This is a genomic window from Chryseobacterium aahli (genome assembly GCF_022699665.1).
Taxonomy (GTDB): Bacteria; Bacteroidota; Bacteroidia; order Flavobacteriales; family Weeksellaceae; genus Chryseobacterium; species Chryseobacterium aahli.
In genome coordinates, this window is the sequence record NZ_JALDNB010000005.1 from 83,975 (window position 1) to 100,410 (window position 16,436).

The window sequence follows — 16,436 nt, forward strand, 5'->3', positions numbered from 1 at the left end:
TCAGTTTGTACATTTGATAACAATTTCATTCGGTTAATTTATTTTAATTGCCTGTTTAATCTTTCAAAAGTCTTTATTACATTTTCCCTATTTTTGACATTCATTACTTAAAAATTAAACATGAATAGATTTCTTTTGGGATTGGTCACCATGGCTTTATCTATACATATTTCCGCTCAGGAATTGTACATGCCGAGAAATATTAAAAAAGCATACGAAAACGGAACTCGTGATATTTCCGGAGCACCGGGAAAAAACTACTGGCAGAACAAAGGAATTTATAATGTTGAGGTAAAAGTAGATTCTAAAACGAAGATTGTTTCAGGAAACGAAACGATTGTTTACAGCAACAACAGTCAGGACGATTTAAATGAATTGGCAATACGATTTGTCAACAATCTTCATAAACCCGAATCTCCACGATCTGGTTCTGTTTCAAAAGATTTTTTATCATCAGGTTTAAAAATTAAATCTTTCATCGTCGATGGTTCTGCATACTATGTCAACAGTGAAAGTTGGGGAACGGTGGAAAAAGTAAAGCTTAAGACCGCTTTAAAATCGAAATCGAAAGCTGAGGTGAAAATTGAATGGGAATATCCTTTGTCAGTACAAAGCGGAAGGGAAGGACAGATCGATTCTGAGACTTTTTATGTAGCCTATTCTTTTCCAAGAATTTCTGTGTATGATGATTACAATGGCTGGGATATGCTTCCTCATTCCGACCGACAAGAGTTTTATAATGATTTTAATGATTATTCTTTTGCCATTTCTGCTCCGAAAAATTATGTGGTTTGGTCTACGGGTGATTTTCTGAATCCTGAAGAAGTTCTGCAACCGGAATATTTGAATAGATTTAAAAATTCTCTTACGAGCAATGAGATCATTCACATTGCCAATGAAGCAGAGATGAAATCTGGTAAAGTCACCAAAAATAACAAATGGAATATTTGGAAATTTAAAGCCAATAACATCACAGATTTCTGTTTTGCTTTGAGTAATCATTATGTCTGGGACGGCTCGAGCGTTCAGCTTAAAACCAAAAGAGCAAGCGTACAGGCCGGTTACAAAGCGGGCGCAAAAGATTTTGAACATTATGTAGAATGGATGCGCTATAATCTCGATTGGTTTTCAAAAAACTGGCCGGGTGTAGAATATCCGTATCCTGTGATGACGGCAATTCAGGGGTATGCCGATATGGAATATCCAATGATGATCAACGATACAAGTATTCCGGATGATTTGCAGGATGCAAGACTGACGGCTGATCATGAAATTGCGCACACTTATTTCCCTTTTTATATGGGAATTAATGAAACCCGTTATGCCTTTATGGATGAAGGCTGGGCAACCACTTTGGAATATTTAATAGGAATTGATGAGAACGGAAAAGATGCCGCCGAAAAATTTTATAAAAACTTCCGTGTCAAAAAATGGATCAATGATGCTTCAGCAGAACAAGATCAACCCATCATCACGATGAGCACGCAGGTGAGTGGAGCAGGTTACGGGAATAATTCTTACGTGAAATCATCTCTATCTTATTTAGCATTAAAAGATTATTTGGGAGATGATTTATTTAAAAAAGCTTTACATCATTATATGGATAACTGGAACGGAAAACATCCGATTCCGTGGGATTATTTTTATTCGATGAATACAGGATCTGGGAAAAATCTGAATTGGTTTTTCAACAATTGGTTTTATACCAATTATTATATTGATTTAAAGATCACAAATGCCACTCAGCAGAAAGGAAAATTAGTCGTTAAGGTTGATAATGTAGGAGGTTTTGCAGTTCCTTTTGATGTCGTTGTGACTTACGAAGATCAGTCGGTTGAGAAAACTCATTTTACTCCTCAAATTTGGGAAAATGATCAGAAAAAAGCAATGATTTCTATTTCAACAAAAAAGAAAGTAAAATCTGTAATGCTTGATGGTGGGCTTTTTATGGATTATACACCGGAAGATAACTTGAAAAATTTATAGTAGAAAAATTATTTAGAGCAGGAAAGTTTCTGTAATAAATGATAGATTTGCACCGATTTAATTCGTTCATCATAAATAATAAAATTATCAAATGAAAAGACAGACTATCGCATTATTTTGCATAGCAATATTTAGTATTTCATGTGCTCAGAAAAGTGAGACTAAGGCGGATAGCAAATATACGGATGACCAAAAAGCTTCTTATTACATAGGTTTAAGTATTGCCCAAAACATGAAACAAGAAGGTTTCAAGGTAGATGCAGACCTTTTGGCTCAGGCTATCAAAGAAGAAATGGATGGGAAAAAGAAGTTGATGCCGGCTGAAGAAATGACTGCCTTTATGCAAGACTTTATGCAGAAGCAGCATGAAAAAAAGCAAGCAGCGGCGGGATTGCAAGCAACAGAAAATAAGAAAAAAGGTCTAGATTTTCTTGCGAAAAATAAAAGTAACCCTAAAGTGAAAACCACAGCGTCAGGTTTGCAGTACGAGGTGTTGCAGGAAGGTGATGGTAAAACAAAGCCAAAAGCATCAGATGTTGTACAGGTAAAATATACTGGAAAACTTCTGGATGGAACTGTTTTCGACTCTACTGACAAAAATGGAGGATCACCCATGGATATCAATCTTGGCGGCGTAATCAAAGGTTGGACAGAAGGTATTCAATTGATGAGCAAAGGATCTAAATACAGATTTTACATTCCTTCAGATCTGGCTTATGGAGATAACGGAGCTGGTGCTGCAATTCCGGCAGGTGCTACCATTATCTTTGATGTAGAATTAGTGAATATAAAATAGAGATATTTTTCAAACAATATTTAAAAAAAGAAGCTGAAAGGCTTCTTTTTTTGTTAAATCACTGATTTGTAGATGGTGACTCCGAATTTCCATTTCGTAAGAAAATACGATTTGACTAGAGTAAGATATCGACAATTGAATTTGCTTATTTTACAGATGATGTTTTACAAATGAAAATTTCCGCAGATTTTGTCTGCGGAAATTCTTTAAAAATAATATATATGAAAAAAAAACTACTTATTTTTCTGTTGGTCTGAAAACCAAACCTGTCTCCTCGAAATAATCCAGCGTAATTCTGTCACCGTCATTCACGGTTCCAGCGAGGATTTCTTTGGATAATTTATTCAAAACTTCCTGCTGAATCACTCTTTTCAAAGGTCTAGCTCCGAAAACCGGGTCGTACCCTTTGTTTGTCAGGTAATTCAATGCATCTTGCGTTGCAGTCATAATGATATTTCTTTTCAGCAACAAATCATTGAAACCTCTCAACTGATACTGCACGATTTTTCCGATTTCTTTTTTTCTTAAAGGCTGGAACAATACCGTTTCATCAATTCTGTTCAGGAATTCCGGACGAAGCATTTGTTTCAGTAAATCGAAAACTTCAATTTTAGTTTTAGCAACAATCTCATCCTGGTTTTCCTCAGTAATATTTTCAAAATTCTCCTGAATAATGTGCGAACCTAAATTCGAAGTCATAATGATAATCGAATTTTTAAAATTCACGACTCTACCTTTATTGTCCGTCAACCTTCCGTCATCCAAAACTTGTAATAACGTGTTGAAAACATCTGGGTGTGCTTTTTCAATTTCATCTAAAAGCACGACCGAATAAGGTCTTCTTCTAACAGCTTCCGTCAATTGACCACCTTCATCATATCCAACATATCCCGGAGGCGCACCAACCAATCTTGACACCGAATGACGTTCTTGGTACTCACTCATATCAATTCTCGTCATATTGTTTTCATCATCGAATAAAAACTCCGCCAAAGCCTTTGCTAGTTCAGTTTTACCGACTCCGGTTGTTCCTAAAAACAAGAAACTTCCGATTGGTTTTTTCTCGTCGCTCAATCCAGCTCTGTTTCTTCTGATCGCATCTGCAACTGCTTCAATCGCTTCTTCCTGACCGACCACTCTGTGATGAAGTTCAGTTTCAAGATGTAATAATTTCTCTCTTTCAGATTGAAGCAACTTGGTAACAGGAATTCCTGTCCATTTTCCGATCACTTCAGAGATGTTGTCTGCGGTAACTTCTTCTTTAATCAATTCATTTTGATGGTTTTGCATCTCCAATTCAAGTTTTTGCAAAGCATCTTCTTTTTCCTTTATTTTTCCGTACTGAATTTCAGCAACTTTTGCGTAATCTCCTGCTCTTGAAGCTCTTTCTGCTTCGAGTTTTAGGGATTCAATATCTTTTTTAATCGAAGTTAAATCCTCAGATTTTTGTTTTTCTTTCAGCCATTTCGCGTTGATTTCGTTTCTTTCTTCAGAAATTTTCGAAATATCTTCTTTTAAATGGTCAATTTTCGTCTGGCTTCCTTCTCTTGAAATGGCAGCCAGTTCAATTTCCATCTGCATCAGTTTTCTGTCGAGAACATCCAATTCTTCAGGTTTTGAATTGATTTCCATTCTCAATTTTGCAGACGCTTCATCAATCAAATCAATCGCTTTATCCGGTAAAAACCGGTCTGAAATATATCGTTGAGACATTTCCACAGCCGCAATAATCGCTTCGTCTTTGATTCTTACTTTGTGGTGCGCCTCATATTTATCTTTAATTCCACGAAGAATGGAGATTGCTGATTCTGTATCCGGTTCTTCCACCATCACTTTCTGGAAACGTCTTTCTAATGCCTTATCTTTTTCAAAATATTTTTGATATTCATTTAAAGTGGTTGCACCGATCGCTCTCAATTCTCCTCTAGCCAAAGCAGGCTTAAGAATATTAGCTGCGTCCATTGCACCTTCGCCACCTCCGGCTCCTACTAAAGTGTGGATCTCGTCGATGAAAAGAATAATTTGTCCCTCTGATTTGATAACTTCATTCACAACAGATTTCAAACGCTCTTCAAATTCACCTTTGTATTTTGCGCCGGCGATTAATGCGCCCATATCCAAAGAATACAAAGTTTTATCCTGCAAGTTTTCAGGAATATCCCCGCTGATAATTCTGTGTGCAATGCCTTCTGCAATTGCCGTTTTACCGACACCTGGCTCACCAATTAAGATCGGATTGTTTTTCGTTCTTCTCGAAAGAATTTGTAAAACTCTTCTGATTTCTTCATCACGACCAATTACAGGATCTAATTTCCCTTCTGCAGCTAATTCGTTGAAGTTTTTAGCATATTTTTTTAAAGATTGATAGGTTTCTTCTGAGCTTGCAGATGTCGCAGTACTACCTTTTCTCAATTCTTTAATTCCTCCTTCCAAAAGACTTTTGGTCACGCCCATATCTTTCAGCATCTTCGAAACTTCTGAACTGGTTTCTAATAATGAAAGCCATAAATGTTCGATAGTAACGAATTCATCGCCCATTTTTTTGGCGATGTTGGGAGCATCCAACAAAACTTTGTTTGCCGATTGTGATAGGTAAATATTTCCTCCCTGTACTTTCGGAAGTTTTTCTAAATTTTCACGGTTGCGCTCTCTTACCAAGGTTGCATCTGCTTCAGATTTTTTAAGTAAGAAAGGCGATATATTTTCATCTATTTGAAAGATTCCTTCCAGAAGATGTTGAGGTTCTATTTGCTGGTTGCCAAATTCCATTGCCACTTGCTGAGCGGCCTGAATGGCTTCCTGTGATTTTACGGTATATTGGTTTAAGTTCATATGATGTGTATTTTGATTCTTTAATTTTTACTTGTCAATTTAAGATTTTAAACATCAGATTTCAGACCATAAGAGTCTGATAAGTGCTAATTTTCAAAGCTGTTTGTTCTAATTTCTGATGTTCTCAATCTTATTTAATCATTTAATTCGGTTAACTTATCGCAAAAAGTATTCTATTGTTGAATTTATAAATTTATAAGACAAATTTTCCGAATATTGTATTTCTGGAATTCTTTTTGTTGCCAAATTTTCCGATAAGTGCTTATTAATTTAAATATTAGATGTACATTTTGACCTCTTCATTATTTTAAACTTGTCGAGGCAAGATTTAAATCAGAATAATTACTTTTGCAATCATATCATGGAGCTTAAAGAAAAACAAAAGAAAATATTAGACGTTGCGGTAGAACTTTTCAAAGAGAAAGGGTATATGGGCAGCTCGGTAAGAGATTTAGCAACGAAACTGAATATAAAAGCCGCTTCTTTATATGCGCACATTCGTTCAAAAGAAGAAATTTTGGAATGGATTTGCTTCGGAATTGCTCACGAATTCTTCGCCCAGCTTCAGGAAATCAAAAACACGAATCTTCCTCCAAAAGATAAATTGAATTTATTTATTGATAAACATTTATCAGTGGTTCTCGAAAACCGTGATGTGACCCACATTTATTCAAACGAATGGAAACATTTAGACGGCCGGCTTCCAGAATTTATAGAAATGAGAAAAAACTATCAGCTAGAGGTCGAACAATTATTGCTCGAGATCTACAAAGCAGAAAATTGGGAACTGAAATCGCCGACGTTCACAACAAGATTTATTCTTCATACTTTAAACAATTCTTATTTTTGGTTCAAAAGAAATACAGAATCTTCTGTTGATATCAAAGAGGAAATCAGAGATAAAATTCTTTTTGGACTTCTCGGAAATCACGAATAATAAACTTCTTTTGTCATTCTGACGAAGGAAGAATCTCAACTTTATTATTAGAAATTCTTCACTCCGCTTCGCACCTTTAACAACATCTAAATGCAAGGCTTGTCTCAATCTAAAAACAATTTAGAACCATTCAAAATATGACAAAAGTCATTAAAATTTGGTCAGTTAGAAAATCTTTTTTAAATTTACACCTAACAAATGTTAGTTAGTAATGAAGTTTGATGTTGAATATTTAAAACTTGACCAATTGAGAACTCTTCAGTCCGAGAGATTGAAGAATTTGGTGAGTTATCTTGAAGAGAAGTCGGATTTTTATAAAGGAAAATTTGATGAATTAGGAATATCAACTAGGGAAGTAAGGACAATTGAAGATATTTCAAAACTACCGATCACATACAAACAAGACTTAAGAGACAATTATCCGTTCGGATTATTTACCGTTCCAAAAAATGAATTACAAAGAATTCATTGTTCAAGCGGAACAACGGGAAAACCAACGGTGGTAGGATATACAAAAGAAGACATTGATTTATTCAGTGAAGTAGTAGCAAGATCGTTGAATGCAGCCGGAGCAAAACCGGGAATGCAGTTACATAATGCTTACGGTTACGGAATTTTCACGGGCGGACTTGGTCTTCATTACGGAGCAGAAAAATTAGGAATGAGCGTTCTTCCAATTTCAGGAGGAATGACAACGAGACAGGTTGATTTAATCATGGATTTTAAACCGGAAGTTATCTGTTGCTCACCGTCTTATGCTTTAACAATCGCTGATGAATTTGCTAAAAGAGGAATCTCGGCAGACGAAATTAGTTTAAAATATGCCGTTTTAGGTTCAGAACCTTGGACGGAATTGATCAGACATCATATTGAGGAAAAATTAGGCGTTCATGCAACCAATATTTATGGGTTGAGTGAAATTATCGGTCCTGGAGTTTCGATGGAGGATTTTGAGGAAAAAGGAGGTTCTTACATTTGGGAAGACCATTTTTATCCTGAAATTTTAGATCCGATTACAAAACAACCTGTTCCATTCGGAGAAGAAGGAGTTTTGGTGATTACAACGTTGACGAAAAAAGCAATGCCGCTTTTACGTTATTGGACGAACGATATCACAAGTCTTTATTATGAGGAAAACTCAAAAAGAACAATGGTTAAAATGAAACCAATTCTTGGAAGAGCTGATGATATGTTAATTGTAAGAGGCGTAAATGTATATCCGAGTCAGGTTGAAGAAGCATTTTCTCATGTGGAAGGTGTAATTCCGAATTATTATTTAACACCGATTGAGAAAGAACAAATGTGTGTAGCATTGGATATCGATCTGGAAATTGATGATGAATTTGTGAAAGCCCAACAAATTGAAATTAATACCGATGATTATACTATTTTTGTCGGAAACTTTGCAAAAAGTATAGAAAACGAAATAAAAAAACGAGTAGGAATCACCACGAAAGTGAAAATTCATGCTCAGGACAGTTTGCCTAAGTGCGAAGGTGGAAAAATTAATAGAATACTAAAAACAAAATGAATTCATTTTATAAATTAAAAACGGTAAGGGTTCAGAAAGATACCAACGACGCAGTCAATGTAGCCGTTGAAATTCCTGAGGAACTGAAAGATAAATTCAGATTCAAGCAGGGGCAGTATCTTAACTTCCGAATGATGATCGACGGAAACGAAGAAAGGCGTTCTTATTCTATCTGCAACGCTCCGAGTGAAAAAAGCAACACGCTAGAAGTATTGGTTAAGTTGTTAGAAAACGGAAAAGTTTCCGGTTATTTTAACGAGCATCTTCACATGGATGAAGTTCTTGAAGTGATGCCTCCGATGGGCGGTTTTAACACATCTTATCACCCGACAAACGTAAAAACTTACGTTGGTTTGGCGGCAGGAAGCGGAATTTCTCCAGTTTTATCAAATATTAAAGAAAGTCTTTATCAGGAGCCAAATTCAAATGCTTATTTGTTCTACAGCAACAGAAGCATGAATCATGTGATGAAAAAGGCTGAGATCGATAAATTAGTTGAAACTTTTAACGGAAGACTGAAAGTCGTTTATTTAGTAAGCCGTGAGCAACATGAAGATCCGATTTTTGAAGGAAGAATTTCTCCCGAAAAATTAGATTTATTATTTGAAAGATATGCAGATATCGATGTTAAAGAATCTACATTCTTCATTTGCGGGCCTGCGGAAATGATTAAAGGGATTGCTGATTATTTAAAGAAAGAGAAAAAAGTACCTGCAATTCAGGTTTTATTTGAATATTTCACTGCTCCTGACGAAGAAAATTCTGAAGAAATGAGCGATGAATTCAAGGCAATTGCCAATTTAGAAAGTATGGTAACGGTCATTATTGATGATGATGAATATTCGTTCCACCTTAATTCTAAAAAAGAGAGTATCTTAGATAAAGCATTGAAAGACAATCTTCCTGTACCTTTTGCTTGCAAAGGAGGAGTTTGTTGTACGTGTAAAGCACAGGTTTTGGAAGGAGAAGTTTTCATGGAGAAAAATTTCGCGCTTACCGAAGATGAGGTAGCCAGAGGTTACGTTCTGACATGTCAATGTCACCCGACAACGAATGTGGTGATGCTTAATTATGATGTTTAATTAAATTAATGTAACAATATATCAATTTACCAGTGTAACAATCATTGGTACATTGTTAGACTGATACATTGTTAAATTGGAAAAATTATGGATTTAGAAAAATTTGTACAATACGTACACGACGAAAATAAAGTAGAACCAAAAGACGTAATGCCCGATGATTACAGAAAACTATTGGTTCGTCAGATTTCACAGCACGCCCATTCTGAGATTGTCGGAATGTTGCCGGAAGCCAACTGGATTTCCAGAGCACCTTCATTGAGAAGAAAAATGGCTCTTTTAGCTAAAGTTCAGGATGAGGCAGGTCATGGTTTGTACCTTTATTCTGCTACTGAAACTCTAGGAAACGGAACTATCAGAGCTGATAGAGATGCGACTTACGATGATATGTTGGAAGGAAAAGCAAAATATTCAAGTATTTTCAACTATCCGACATTAAGCTGGGCTGATATCGGCGCAATCGGTTGGTTGGTTGACGGTGCAGCGATCATGAATCAGGTAATGTTGATGGGAAATTCTTACGGTCCTTATTCAAGAGCGATGGTGAAAATCTGTAAAGAAGAATCTTTCCACCAAAGACAAGGGTATGAGATTTTGATGGCACTTTGTCGTGGTACAAAACAGCAGAAAGAAATGGCTCAGGCTTCGTTAAATCGTTTCTGGTGGCCGGCTTTAATGATGTTTGGACCAAATGACGACAGTTCGCCAAACTCTAAAATCTCTATGAATTACAGAGTAAAAAGAGAAAGTAACGACAGTCTTCGTCAGAGATTTATCGACGTTACGGTTTCTCAGGCTGAATTTTTAGGATTAACCATGCCGGATAAAGATCTGAAGTGGAATGAAGAAAGACAACATTACGATTTCGGAGAACTTCCTTGGGATGAATTCATGGAAATCTTAAAAGGAAACGGACCTTGTAACAAGAAAAGATTACAGACAAAAGTGAAAGCGCAGCAGGAAAACCTTTGGGTAAAAGAAGCGGCGATTGCTTTTGCAGAGAAACAACAAAAAGAAGTAATATAATAATGTAACAATATACCAATGTAAAAATGTAACAATCACTGTCATGCTGAGCTTGTCGAAGCATCTCATTGGTAAACTGCTACATTGCTACATTGTTAAATTAATTTGACTATGGCAAATTTAGATATGTGGGAAGTGTTTATTCAGACTAAACCGGGATTATCTCACAAACACGTTGGAATTGTACAGGCGCCAACAGCAGAAATGGCTTTGCAGAACGCAAGAGACGTTTATACAAGAAGAAAAGAAGGAACTTCTGTTTGGGTAGTTCCAAGTAAATATATTGTGACTTCAGAAGGAATTGATAAAGAAGCATTCTTTGATCCGGCTGATGATAAATTGTACCGTCACCCGACGTTCTACGATATTCCTAACGATGTAAAAAACATGTAATGAGCGCACTATTCAATTATTTATTAAAGTTTGCTGATGACAGTTTCATCATGGGACAAAGATTGTCTGCATGGTGTGGTGAAGGTCCTTATTTAGAGGAAGATATTGCATTGACAAACATCGCATTGGATGAGCTTGGACAAGCAAACAATTTTTATGTTTACGCTTCAAGAGTTGCTGATAACGGTAAAAGTGAAGATGATTTAGCATTTTTAAGATACGAGCACGAATATGTAAACGCACATTGGGTTGAACTTCCAAATGAAGATTATGCGCAGACTATTCTTAAAGTCTATGTTTTCGCGGTGTATCAGAAATTGATGTACGAGGCATTATCAAATTCTGCAGATGAAGAACTTTCTGCGCTTGCCCAAAAATCTTTGAAAGAAGTAAGATATCATTATACTCATGCTTCTTCTTGGATGAAAATTTTCGGACAGGGAACAGAAGAAAGCAAAATGCGTCTGGAAAGAAGTCTTGAAAATATCTGGGAATACACCAAAGGTCTATTTGCAAAAACAGAAGGCGAGGATGATTTAATTGCTTTAAATATCGCTCCAGACGTTGACGCTTTGTATGAAGATTTCCTTTCTATTACACAAAAAGATTTTCAGGACTTCGGTTTAGAATATCCGGCAAATCCTTTCATGCAGCCAAAATCAAGAACAGGATATCACACAGAATATTTCGGATTTATGCTTTGCGAATTGCAGTATATGCAGAGAGCATATCCGGGTTGCACTTGGTAGGTTTTTGAATGTATCAGTTTATCAATGTAACAATTTTAAAGTGAAATGTTAAACTATCATTAAAAATTTTATTCTTTGTTGACTTTGCTAAGTGAAACGCCTTTGCGAACTTAAAAACATTTAGTAGTCAAAAAAACTTTGCGCACTTTGCGTTAAAAAAAATCAGATTAAAAAAGATTGAAAAATCCTTTAGAAATATTAGAACTCGTTCCCGATCCGGAAATTCCGGTAATCAATATCGTGGAATTAGGTATTGTAAGAGAAGCGAAAATTACGAGCGAGAATTCTTGCGAAGTAACGATTACGCCGACTTATTCTGCCTGTCCCGCTATGTTTACCATTGAGGAAGACATCATTAAATTGATGAAAGAAAATGGTTGGGATGTAAAAGTAGTCACCAAAATGTTTCCGATTTGGACGACAGATTGGCTGACAGATGAAGCGAGAGAAAAACTCCGTGTCTACGGAATTTCACCTCCCGAAAAAGGAGCAGACGAACATCACATCGGGAAGCCGAAAAAATGTCCGCGCTGTGGGTCTATGCATTCAAAACAGATCAGTAGATTTGGGTCTACCTTGTGTAAGGCTTCTTATCAATGTTTAGACTGTTTAGAGCCGTTTGATTATTTTAAATGCCACTAAGATTAATGTAACAATTTAGCAATGTAACAATTTAGGATGCAGTAAATATTGTTACACTGGTAAACTGATACATTGCTAGATTTTTATACGTAAATTTACATTAATCATAAAAATTAAAACTATGTATACACAACTTGATATTGAATCGCATTTTGGAGGAAAATTAAAAATTGCTTACCTTAATCAACCGGATACTATGAATGCTTTAACCAAGCCTTCGTTATCAGATTTAAAAGATTTCGTAAAAGAATGCAGTGATGATCCCGCAGTAAGATGTGTTGCCATTTCTGGAAGAGGAAAAGCGTTTTGTTCTGGTCAGAATTTAGATGATGCTTTCGTTCAGGGTAACGATCATCATGATGACGATATTATCAGAAGAATTGTAACCGATTATTACAATCCTTTGGTGTTGGAAATTACCCGTTGCAAAAAGCCTGTAGTTGCTTTGGTAAATGGTCCTGCAGTGGGTGCTGGTGCAATGTTGGCATTGATTTGTGACTTTGTTTTAGCGAATGATAAAGCCTATTTTTCTCAAGCATTCTCCAATATCGGATTAATTCCTGATACAGGAGGAACGTATTTCTTACCCAAATTATTAGGAAGACAATTAGCTAATTATTTAGCATTTACAGGAAAAAAATTATCGGCTGAAGAATCAAAATCTTACGGTTTGGTTGCTGAGGTATTCACTGAAGAAGAATTTAATTCAAAATCAATGGAAATTTTAGAAAGAGTTTCGAATATGCCTACTGTTGGTTTAAAATTAACCAAAAAAGCTTTCGCCAGTTCTTATAATAATACATTGAAAGAACAATTAGAATTAGAAGGAGATTTACAACAGGAAGCGGCCGAAACGGAAGATTTCAAAGAAGGTGTACAAGCCTTTTTACAAAAAAGAAAACCTGAATATAAAGGAAAATAAGAATTAATATAACAATGTACCAATGTAGCAGTTTACTAATTATTAGATTATTGGAATTCAATTAAATTGTTACATTGTTACATTGATACACTGTTAGATTATGAATATAGGAGTTATCGGTGCCGGAACGATGGGTATTGGCATCGCACAAGTAGCCGCAACGAACGGATGCAAAGTTTGGGTCTATGACGCCAACGCAAAACAAGTAGAAACGGCAACCGTAGGTTTGGAAAAAACATTAACCAGATTGGTTGACAAACAGAAAATTTCATCAGAAAAAATGGTTGAAATTTTATCTAATATTTCCATCGCTACAGAACTGAAGGACTTCAAAGATTGCGAATTAATCATCGAAGCCATCATTGAAAATAAAGAAATCAAGACCAAAGTTTTCACAGAATTAGAGAAACACGTTTCTGAAAGCTGTGTGATTGCTTCCAATACATCATCCATTTCAATCACTTCTCTCGGTGCAGAGTTACAAAAACCGGAGCGGTTCATAGGAATTCACTTTTTCAATCCGGCTCCTTTGATGCCTTTGGTTGAAATTATTCCTTCATTACTCACAGAAAAGTCTTTAGCCGAAAAAATGTACAACTTCATGAAAGATTGGGGTAAAGTTCCTGTGATTGCTAAAGATATTCCTGGATTTATCGTTAACAGAATTGCCCGTCCTTACTACGGTGAAGGATTGAGAATTGTTGAAGAAAATATTGCAACTATAGAACAAGTTGATGAAGCCATGAAAACAATCGGAAACTTCAAAATGGGACCGTTTGAATTGATGGATTTAATTGGTGTTGATGTAAATTTCTCAGTAACAACAACAGTTTACAAGGATTATTTCTACGACCCAAAATACAAACCATCTCTTCTTCAACAAAGAATGTCTGAAGCCAAACTTCACGGCAGAAAAACGGGAAAAGGTTTCTACGATTATGCTGAAGGTACTGTAAAACCAGAACCTGTAAAAGACGATGCTCTTTATCAACAAATATTTTTAAGAATTATTTCAATGCTCATCAATGAAGCGGTTGAAGCGAAAAGATTAGGCGTTGCGAACGACGAAGATTTAGAATTGGCAATGCAAAAAGGAGTGAATTATCCAAAAGGCTTATTGGCCTGGGGAAAAGAAATCGGATATGCGAAAATCTCCGAAACGTTGCAGAATCTTTATGAAGAATATCAGGAAGAAAGATACAGACAAAGCCCTTTATTGAGAAAACTTATTTAGTTGGATAAAGAAATTCTTAGAATAGATTTGTTATCTGATTGGCAGAAACATTTTGCTTTCGGTTTGGGAGAAGTTGTATTAAGAGAAAGAGATTCTCATAATAATGTCGTTATTGAATTACTTTTAGCTACAAATTCTTTTGATTTAATAATGGATTTAAACAATGATTATCTAAGTCAAATACCAGAAAGTACAATCTATAAGTATAAATATTCCAGAGATTTTAAAGAGAATGCATGGGCTTCAGGAAATGAGGAATTAATTGTTGATATCGAAGATTTTTACTGTTATCTCAAAAGCAATAAAAGTAATGTTGATGAAAACTTATTCGGAAAAGAATATAATGAAGTAATAAAAATATGTGAGTCAGTCATCAAAAATGAAACTAGTCTTTATTTGATTGCTGATGATTATTAAATAAGATTTATGAATCCAAGACAAGTTGCCGATTATATGTTCGATCAGGATTATTTTTCCCAATGGATGAATATCAAAATGATTGAAGTAAAAGAAAATTATTGTTTAATAGAAATGCCCATTAAAAAGGAAATGATTAATGGCTTAAAAACCGTTCATGGTGGTGTTACGTTTGCTTTTGCAGATTCTGCATTGGCATTTTCGTCCAACAACACAGGAGATGCGGCTGTTGCGCTGAACTGTATCATTAATTTCACGAAAGCCGGAAAAGAAGGTGATGTTTTCAGAGCAGAAAGTATCTTGGTAAATGACACTAGAAAAACTGCTGTTTACGACATTAAAATCACCAATCAAAACAACGACTTGATTGCAAAATTCGTCGGAACAGTTTATAAGATTGGAAAAAAAGTAATGGAGCTTTAGGCTCAATGTAAAAATTAGAAATTCAGATTACAGAATTAGGAAAAATCATTTATAAAATATTAAGTACAAGTTTAAATAAAAACCAAGGCATTTAGTATTGTTACACTGTTACATTACTAGATTGTTAAATTGAAATATCATGAACAACGTATACATCATAGATTACATCAGAACTCCCATTTCAAAACTAAGTGGAGGATTATCAGAAGTGAGAGCCGATGATTTGGCGGCAATCGTTTTAAAAGAAATTGTTGCAAGAAACCCTGAAGTTCCTGTTGAGGAAATTGAAGACGTTATTTTCGGATGCGCCAATCAGGCAGGTGAAGATAACAGAAACGTAGCAAGAATGGGACTTTTATTGGCAGGACTTCCTTACAAAATCGGAGGTGAAACGGTAAATAGACTGTGCGCTTCAGGAATGTCGGCGGTTGCAAATGCTTTCCGTTCGATTGCTGCAGGAGAAGGAGAAATTTACATTGCTGGTGGAGTAGAGCATATGACTCGTTCTCCTTATGTAATGTCAAAGCCAAGTACAGCTTTCGGAAGAGATAGCCAGATGTTTGATACGACTTTCGGATGGAGATTTGTAAATCCCAAAATGAAAGAAATGTATGGCGTTGACGCAATGGGCGACACTGCTGAAAATTTAGCAGAAATGCACAATATCAGCCGTGAAGATCAGGACAAGTTTGCTCTATGGTCTCAACAAAAAGCTACAAAAGCTCAGGAAAACGGAAGATTGGCAGAAGAAATTGTACAAGTTGAAATTCCACAAAGAAAGGGCGAACCAAAAATTTTCGATAAAGACGAATTCATCAAGCCAACTTCTTCAATGGAAGGTTTAGGAAAACTTCGTCCGGCTTTTAGAAAAGAAGGCGGAACGGTTACGGCAGGAAATGCGTCAGGAATGAATGACGGTGCTGCAGCTTTAATTTTAGCAAGTGAGGAAGCCGTAAAAAAATATGGATTACAGCCAAAAGCTAAGATTTTAGGATCTTCAGTTGCTGGTGTTGAACCAAGAATCATGGGAATTGGTCCCGTTGAAGCGACTCAGAAACTTTTAAAAAGATTAAATCTTTCATTAGATGATATGGACGTTATCGAATTAAATGAAGCGTTTGCAGCTCAATCTTTAGCGGTAACAAGAAGTTTAGGATTACAAGATGATGATTCAAGAGTCAATCCAAATGGAGGAGCCATTGCCATTGGTCATCCACTTGGAGTTTCCGGAGCTAGAATCATTGGTTCTGCAGCTTTAGAACTTCAAAAACAAAATAAAAAATATGCTTTGTGTACCCTTTGCATCGGTGTTGGTCAAGGCTATGCAATGGTAATTGAAAAAGTGTAACAGTATAACAGTATAACAGTGTACCAATATAACAGTCTACCGATTTAACAATATTTGTGCGCTTTGTCATGCTGAGCCTGTCGAAGCATCTAATTGGTACATTGGTAAACTGATACAT

General features: G+C 35.8%; 15 protein-coding genes. 14 read left to right on the forward strand and 1 reads right to left on the reverse strand.

Going from position 1 to position 16,436, the window contains the following annotated elements; translation table 11 throughout:
- The first annotated feature begins 120 nt into the window (after window positions 1–120).
- Entirely contained in the window at window positions 121–1,986 is a 1,866-nt protein-coding gene (locus MQX03_RS10655) for a M1 family metallopeptidase (RefSeq protein WP_242803070.1), read from the forward strand.
- A gap of 91 nt (window positions 1,987–2,077) precedes the next feature.
- Window positions 2,078–2,782 carry an FKBP-type peptidyl-prolyl cis-trans isomerase gene (locus tag MQX03_RS10660; RefSeq protein ID WP_242803072.1) on the forward strand — a complete coding sequence of 235 codons (705 nt, stop codon included), beginning with the start codon at window positions 2,078–2,080 and terminating at the stop codon, window positions 2,780–2,782.
- A gap of 237 nt (window positions 2,783–3,019) precedes the next feature.
- On the opposite strand, the gene clpB is transcribed toward MQX03_RS10660, so the two are convergent.
- A complete protein-coding gene (gene clpB / locus MQX03_RS10665) occupies window positions 3,020–5,614 on the reverse strand; it encodes an ATP-dependent chaperone ClpB (RefSeq protein WP_242803074.1) in 2,595 nt (864 codons plus the stop codon).
- 361 nt (window positions 5,615–5,975) lie between these two features.
- Between clpB and MQX03_RS10670 the strand changes: the two genes are divergently transcribed.
- The 12 genes from MQX03_RS10670 (at window position 5,976) to pcaF (ending at window position 16,318) form a co-directional block, all read left to right on the forward strand.
- Window positions 5,976–6,551 (forward strand): TetR/AcrR family transcriptional regulator, encoded by a 576-nt coding sequence (locus MQX03_RS10670; RefSeq protein WP_129535014.1) that lies wholly within the window; start codon window positions 5,976–5,978, stop codon window positions 6,549–6,551.
- A 211-nt stretch (window positions 6,552–6,762) separates the two neighbouring features.
- Complete coding sequence (locus MQX03_RS10675; RefSeq protein WP_242803076.1) at window positions 6,763–8,082, forward strand: phenylacetate--CoA ligase family protein; 1,320 nt, start codon at window positions 6,763–6,765, stop codon at window positions 8,080–8,082.
- On the forward strand, window positions 8,079–9,164 hold the full coding sequence (locus tag MQX03_RS10680; RefSeq protein WP_242803077.1) for a 2Fe-2S iron-sulfur cluster-binding protein: 1,086 nt from the start codon (window positions 8,079–8,081) through the stop codon (window positions 9,162–9,164). The genes MQX03_RS10675 and MQX03_RS10680 overlap by 4 nt, the downstream gene beginning before the upstream one ends.
- Window positions 9,165–9,251: 87 nt before the next feature.
- Window positions 9,252–10,190 (forward strand): 1,2-phenylacetyl-CoA epoxidase subunit PaaA, encoded by a 939-nt coding sequence (paaA, locus tag MQX03_RS10685; protein ID WP_242803079.1) that lies wholly within the window; start codon window positions 9,252–9,254, stop codon window positions 10,188–10,190.
- A gap of 111 nt (window positions 10,191–10,301) precedes the next feature.
- Window positions 10,302–10,583: a 1,2-phenylacetyl-CoA epoxidase subunit PaaB gene (gene paaB, locus MQX03_RS10690; protein WP_034679196.1), complete on the forward strand. Its 282-nt coding sequence runs from the start codon at window positions 10,302–10,304 to the stop codon at window positions 10,581–10,583.
- The gene (paaC, locus tag MQX03_RS10695) at window positions 10,583–11,332 is read left to right on the forward strand and encodes a 1,2-phenylacetyl-CoA epoxidase subunit PaaC (protein ID WP_242803081.1); all 750 of its coding nucleotides are present in this window, start codon (window positions 10,583–10,585) and stop codon (window positions 11,330–11,332) included. The genes paaB and paaC overlap by 1 nt, the downstream gene beginning before the upstream one ends.
- A 177-nt stretch (window positions 11,333–11,509) precedes the next feature.
- The gene (gene paaD, locus MQX03_RS10700; protein WP_242803083.1) at window positions 11,510–11,974 is read left to right on the forward strand and encodes a 1,2-phenylacetyl-CoA epoxidase subunit PaaD; all 465 of its coding nucleotides are present in this window, start codon (window positions 11,510–11,512) and stop codon (window positions 11,972–11,974) included.
- A gap of 121 nt (window positions 11,975–12,095) precedes the next feature.
- Window positions 12,096–12,896 (forward strand): enoyl-CoA hydratase/isomerase family protein, encoded by an 801-nt coding sequence (locus tag MQX03_RS10705; RefSeq protein ID WP_242803085.1) that lies wholly within the window; start codon window positions 12,096–12,098, stop codon window positions 12,894–12,896.
- A gap of 100 nt (window positions 12,897–12,996) precedes the next feature.
- Window positions 12,997–14,130, forward strand: coding sequence for a 3-hydroxyacyl-CoA dehydrogenase NAD-binding domain-containing protein (locus MQX03_RS10710; RefSeq protein WP_242803087.1), 1,134 nt, complete (start codon window positions 12,997–12,999; stop codon window positions 14,128–14,130).
- Window positions 14,131–14,547, forward strand: a complete 417-nt coding sequence (locus MQX03_RS10715) for a hypothetical protein (protein ID WP_242803089.1) — start codon at window positions 14,131–14,133, stop codon at window positions 14,545–14,547.
- 9 nt (window positions 14,548–14,556) lie between these two features.
- Entirely contained in the window at window positions 14,557–14,970 is a 414-nt protein-coding gene (locus MQX03_RS10720; protein ID WP_242803091.1) for a PaaI family thioesterase, read from the forward strand.
- 139 nt (window positions 14,971–15,109) lie between these two features.
- Entirely contained in the window at window positions 15,110–16,318 is a 1,209-nt protein-coding gene (gene pcaF / locus MQX03_RS10725) for a 3-oxoadipyl-CoA thiolase (protein WP_242803093.1), read from the forward strand.
- Window positions 16,319–16,436: the final 118 nt, after the last annotated feature.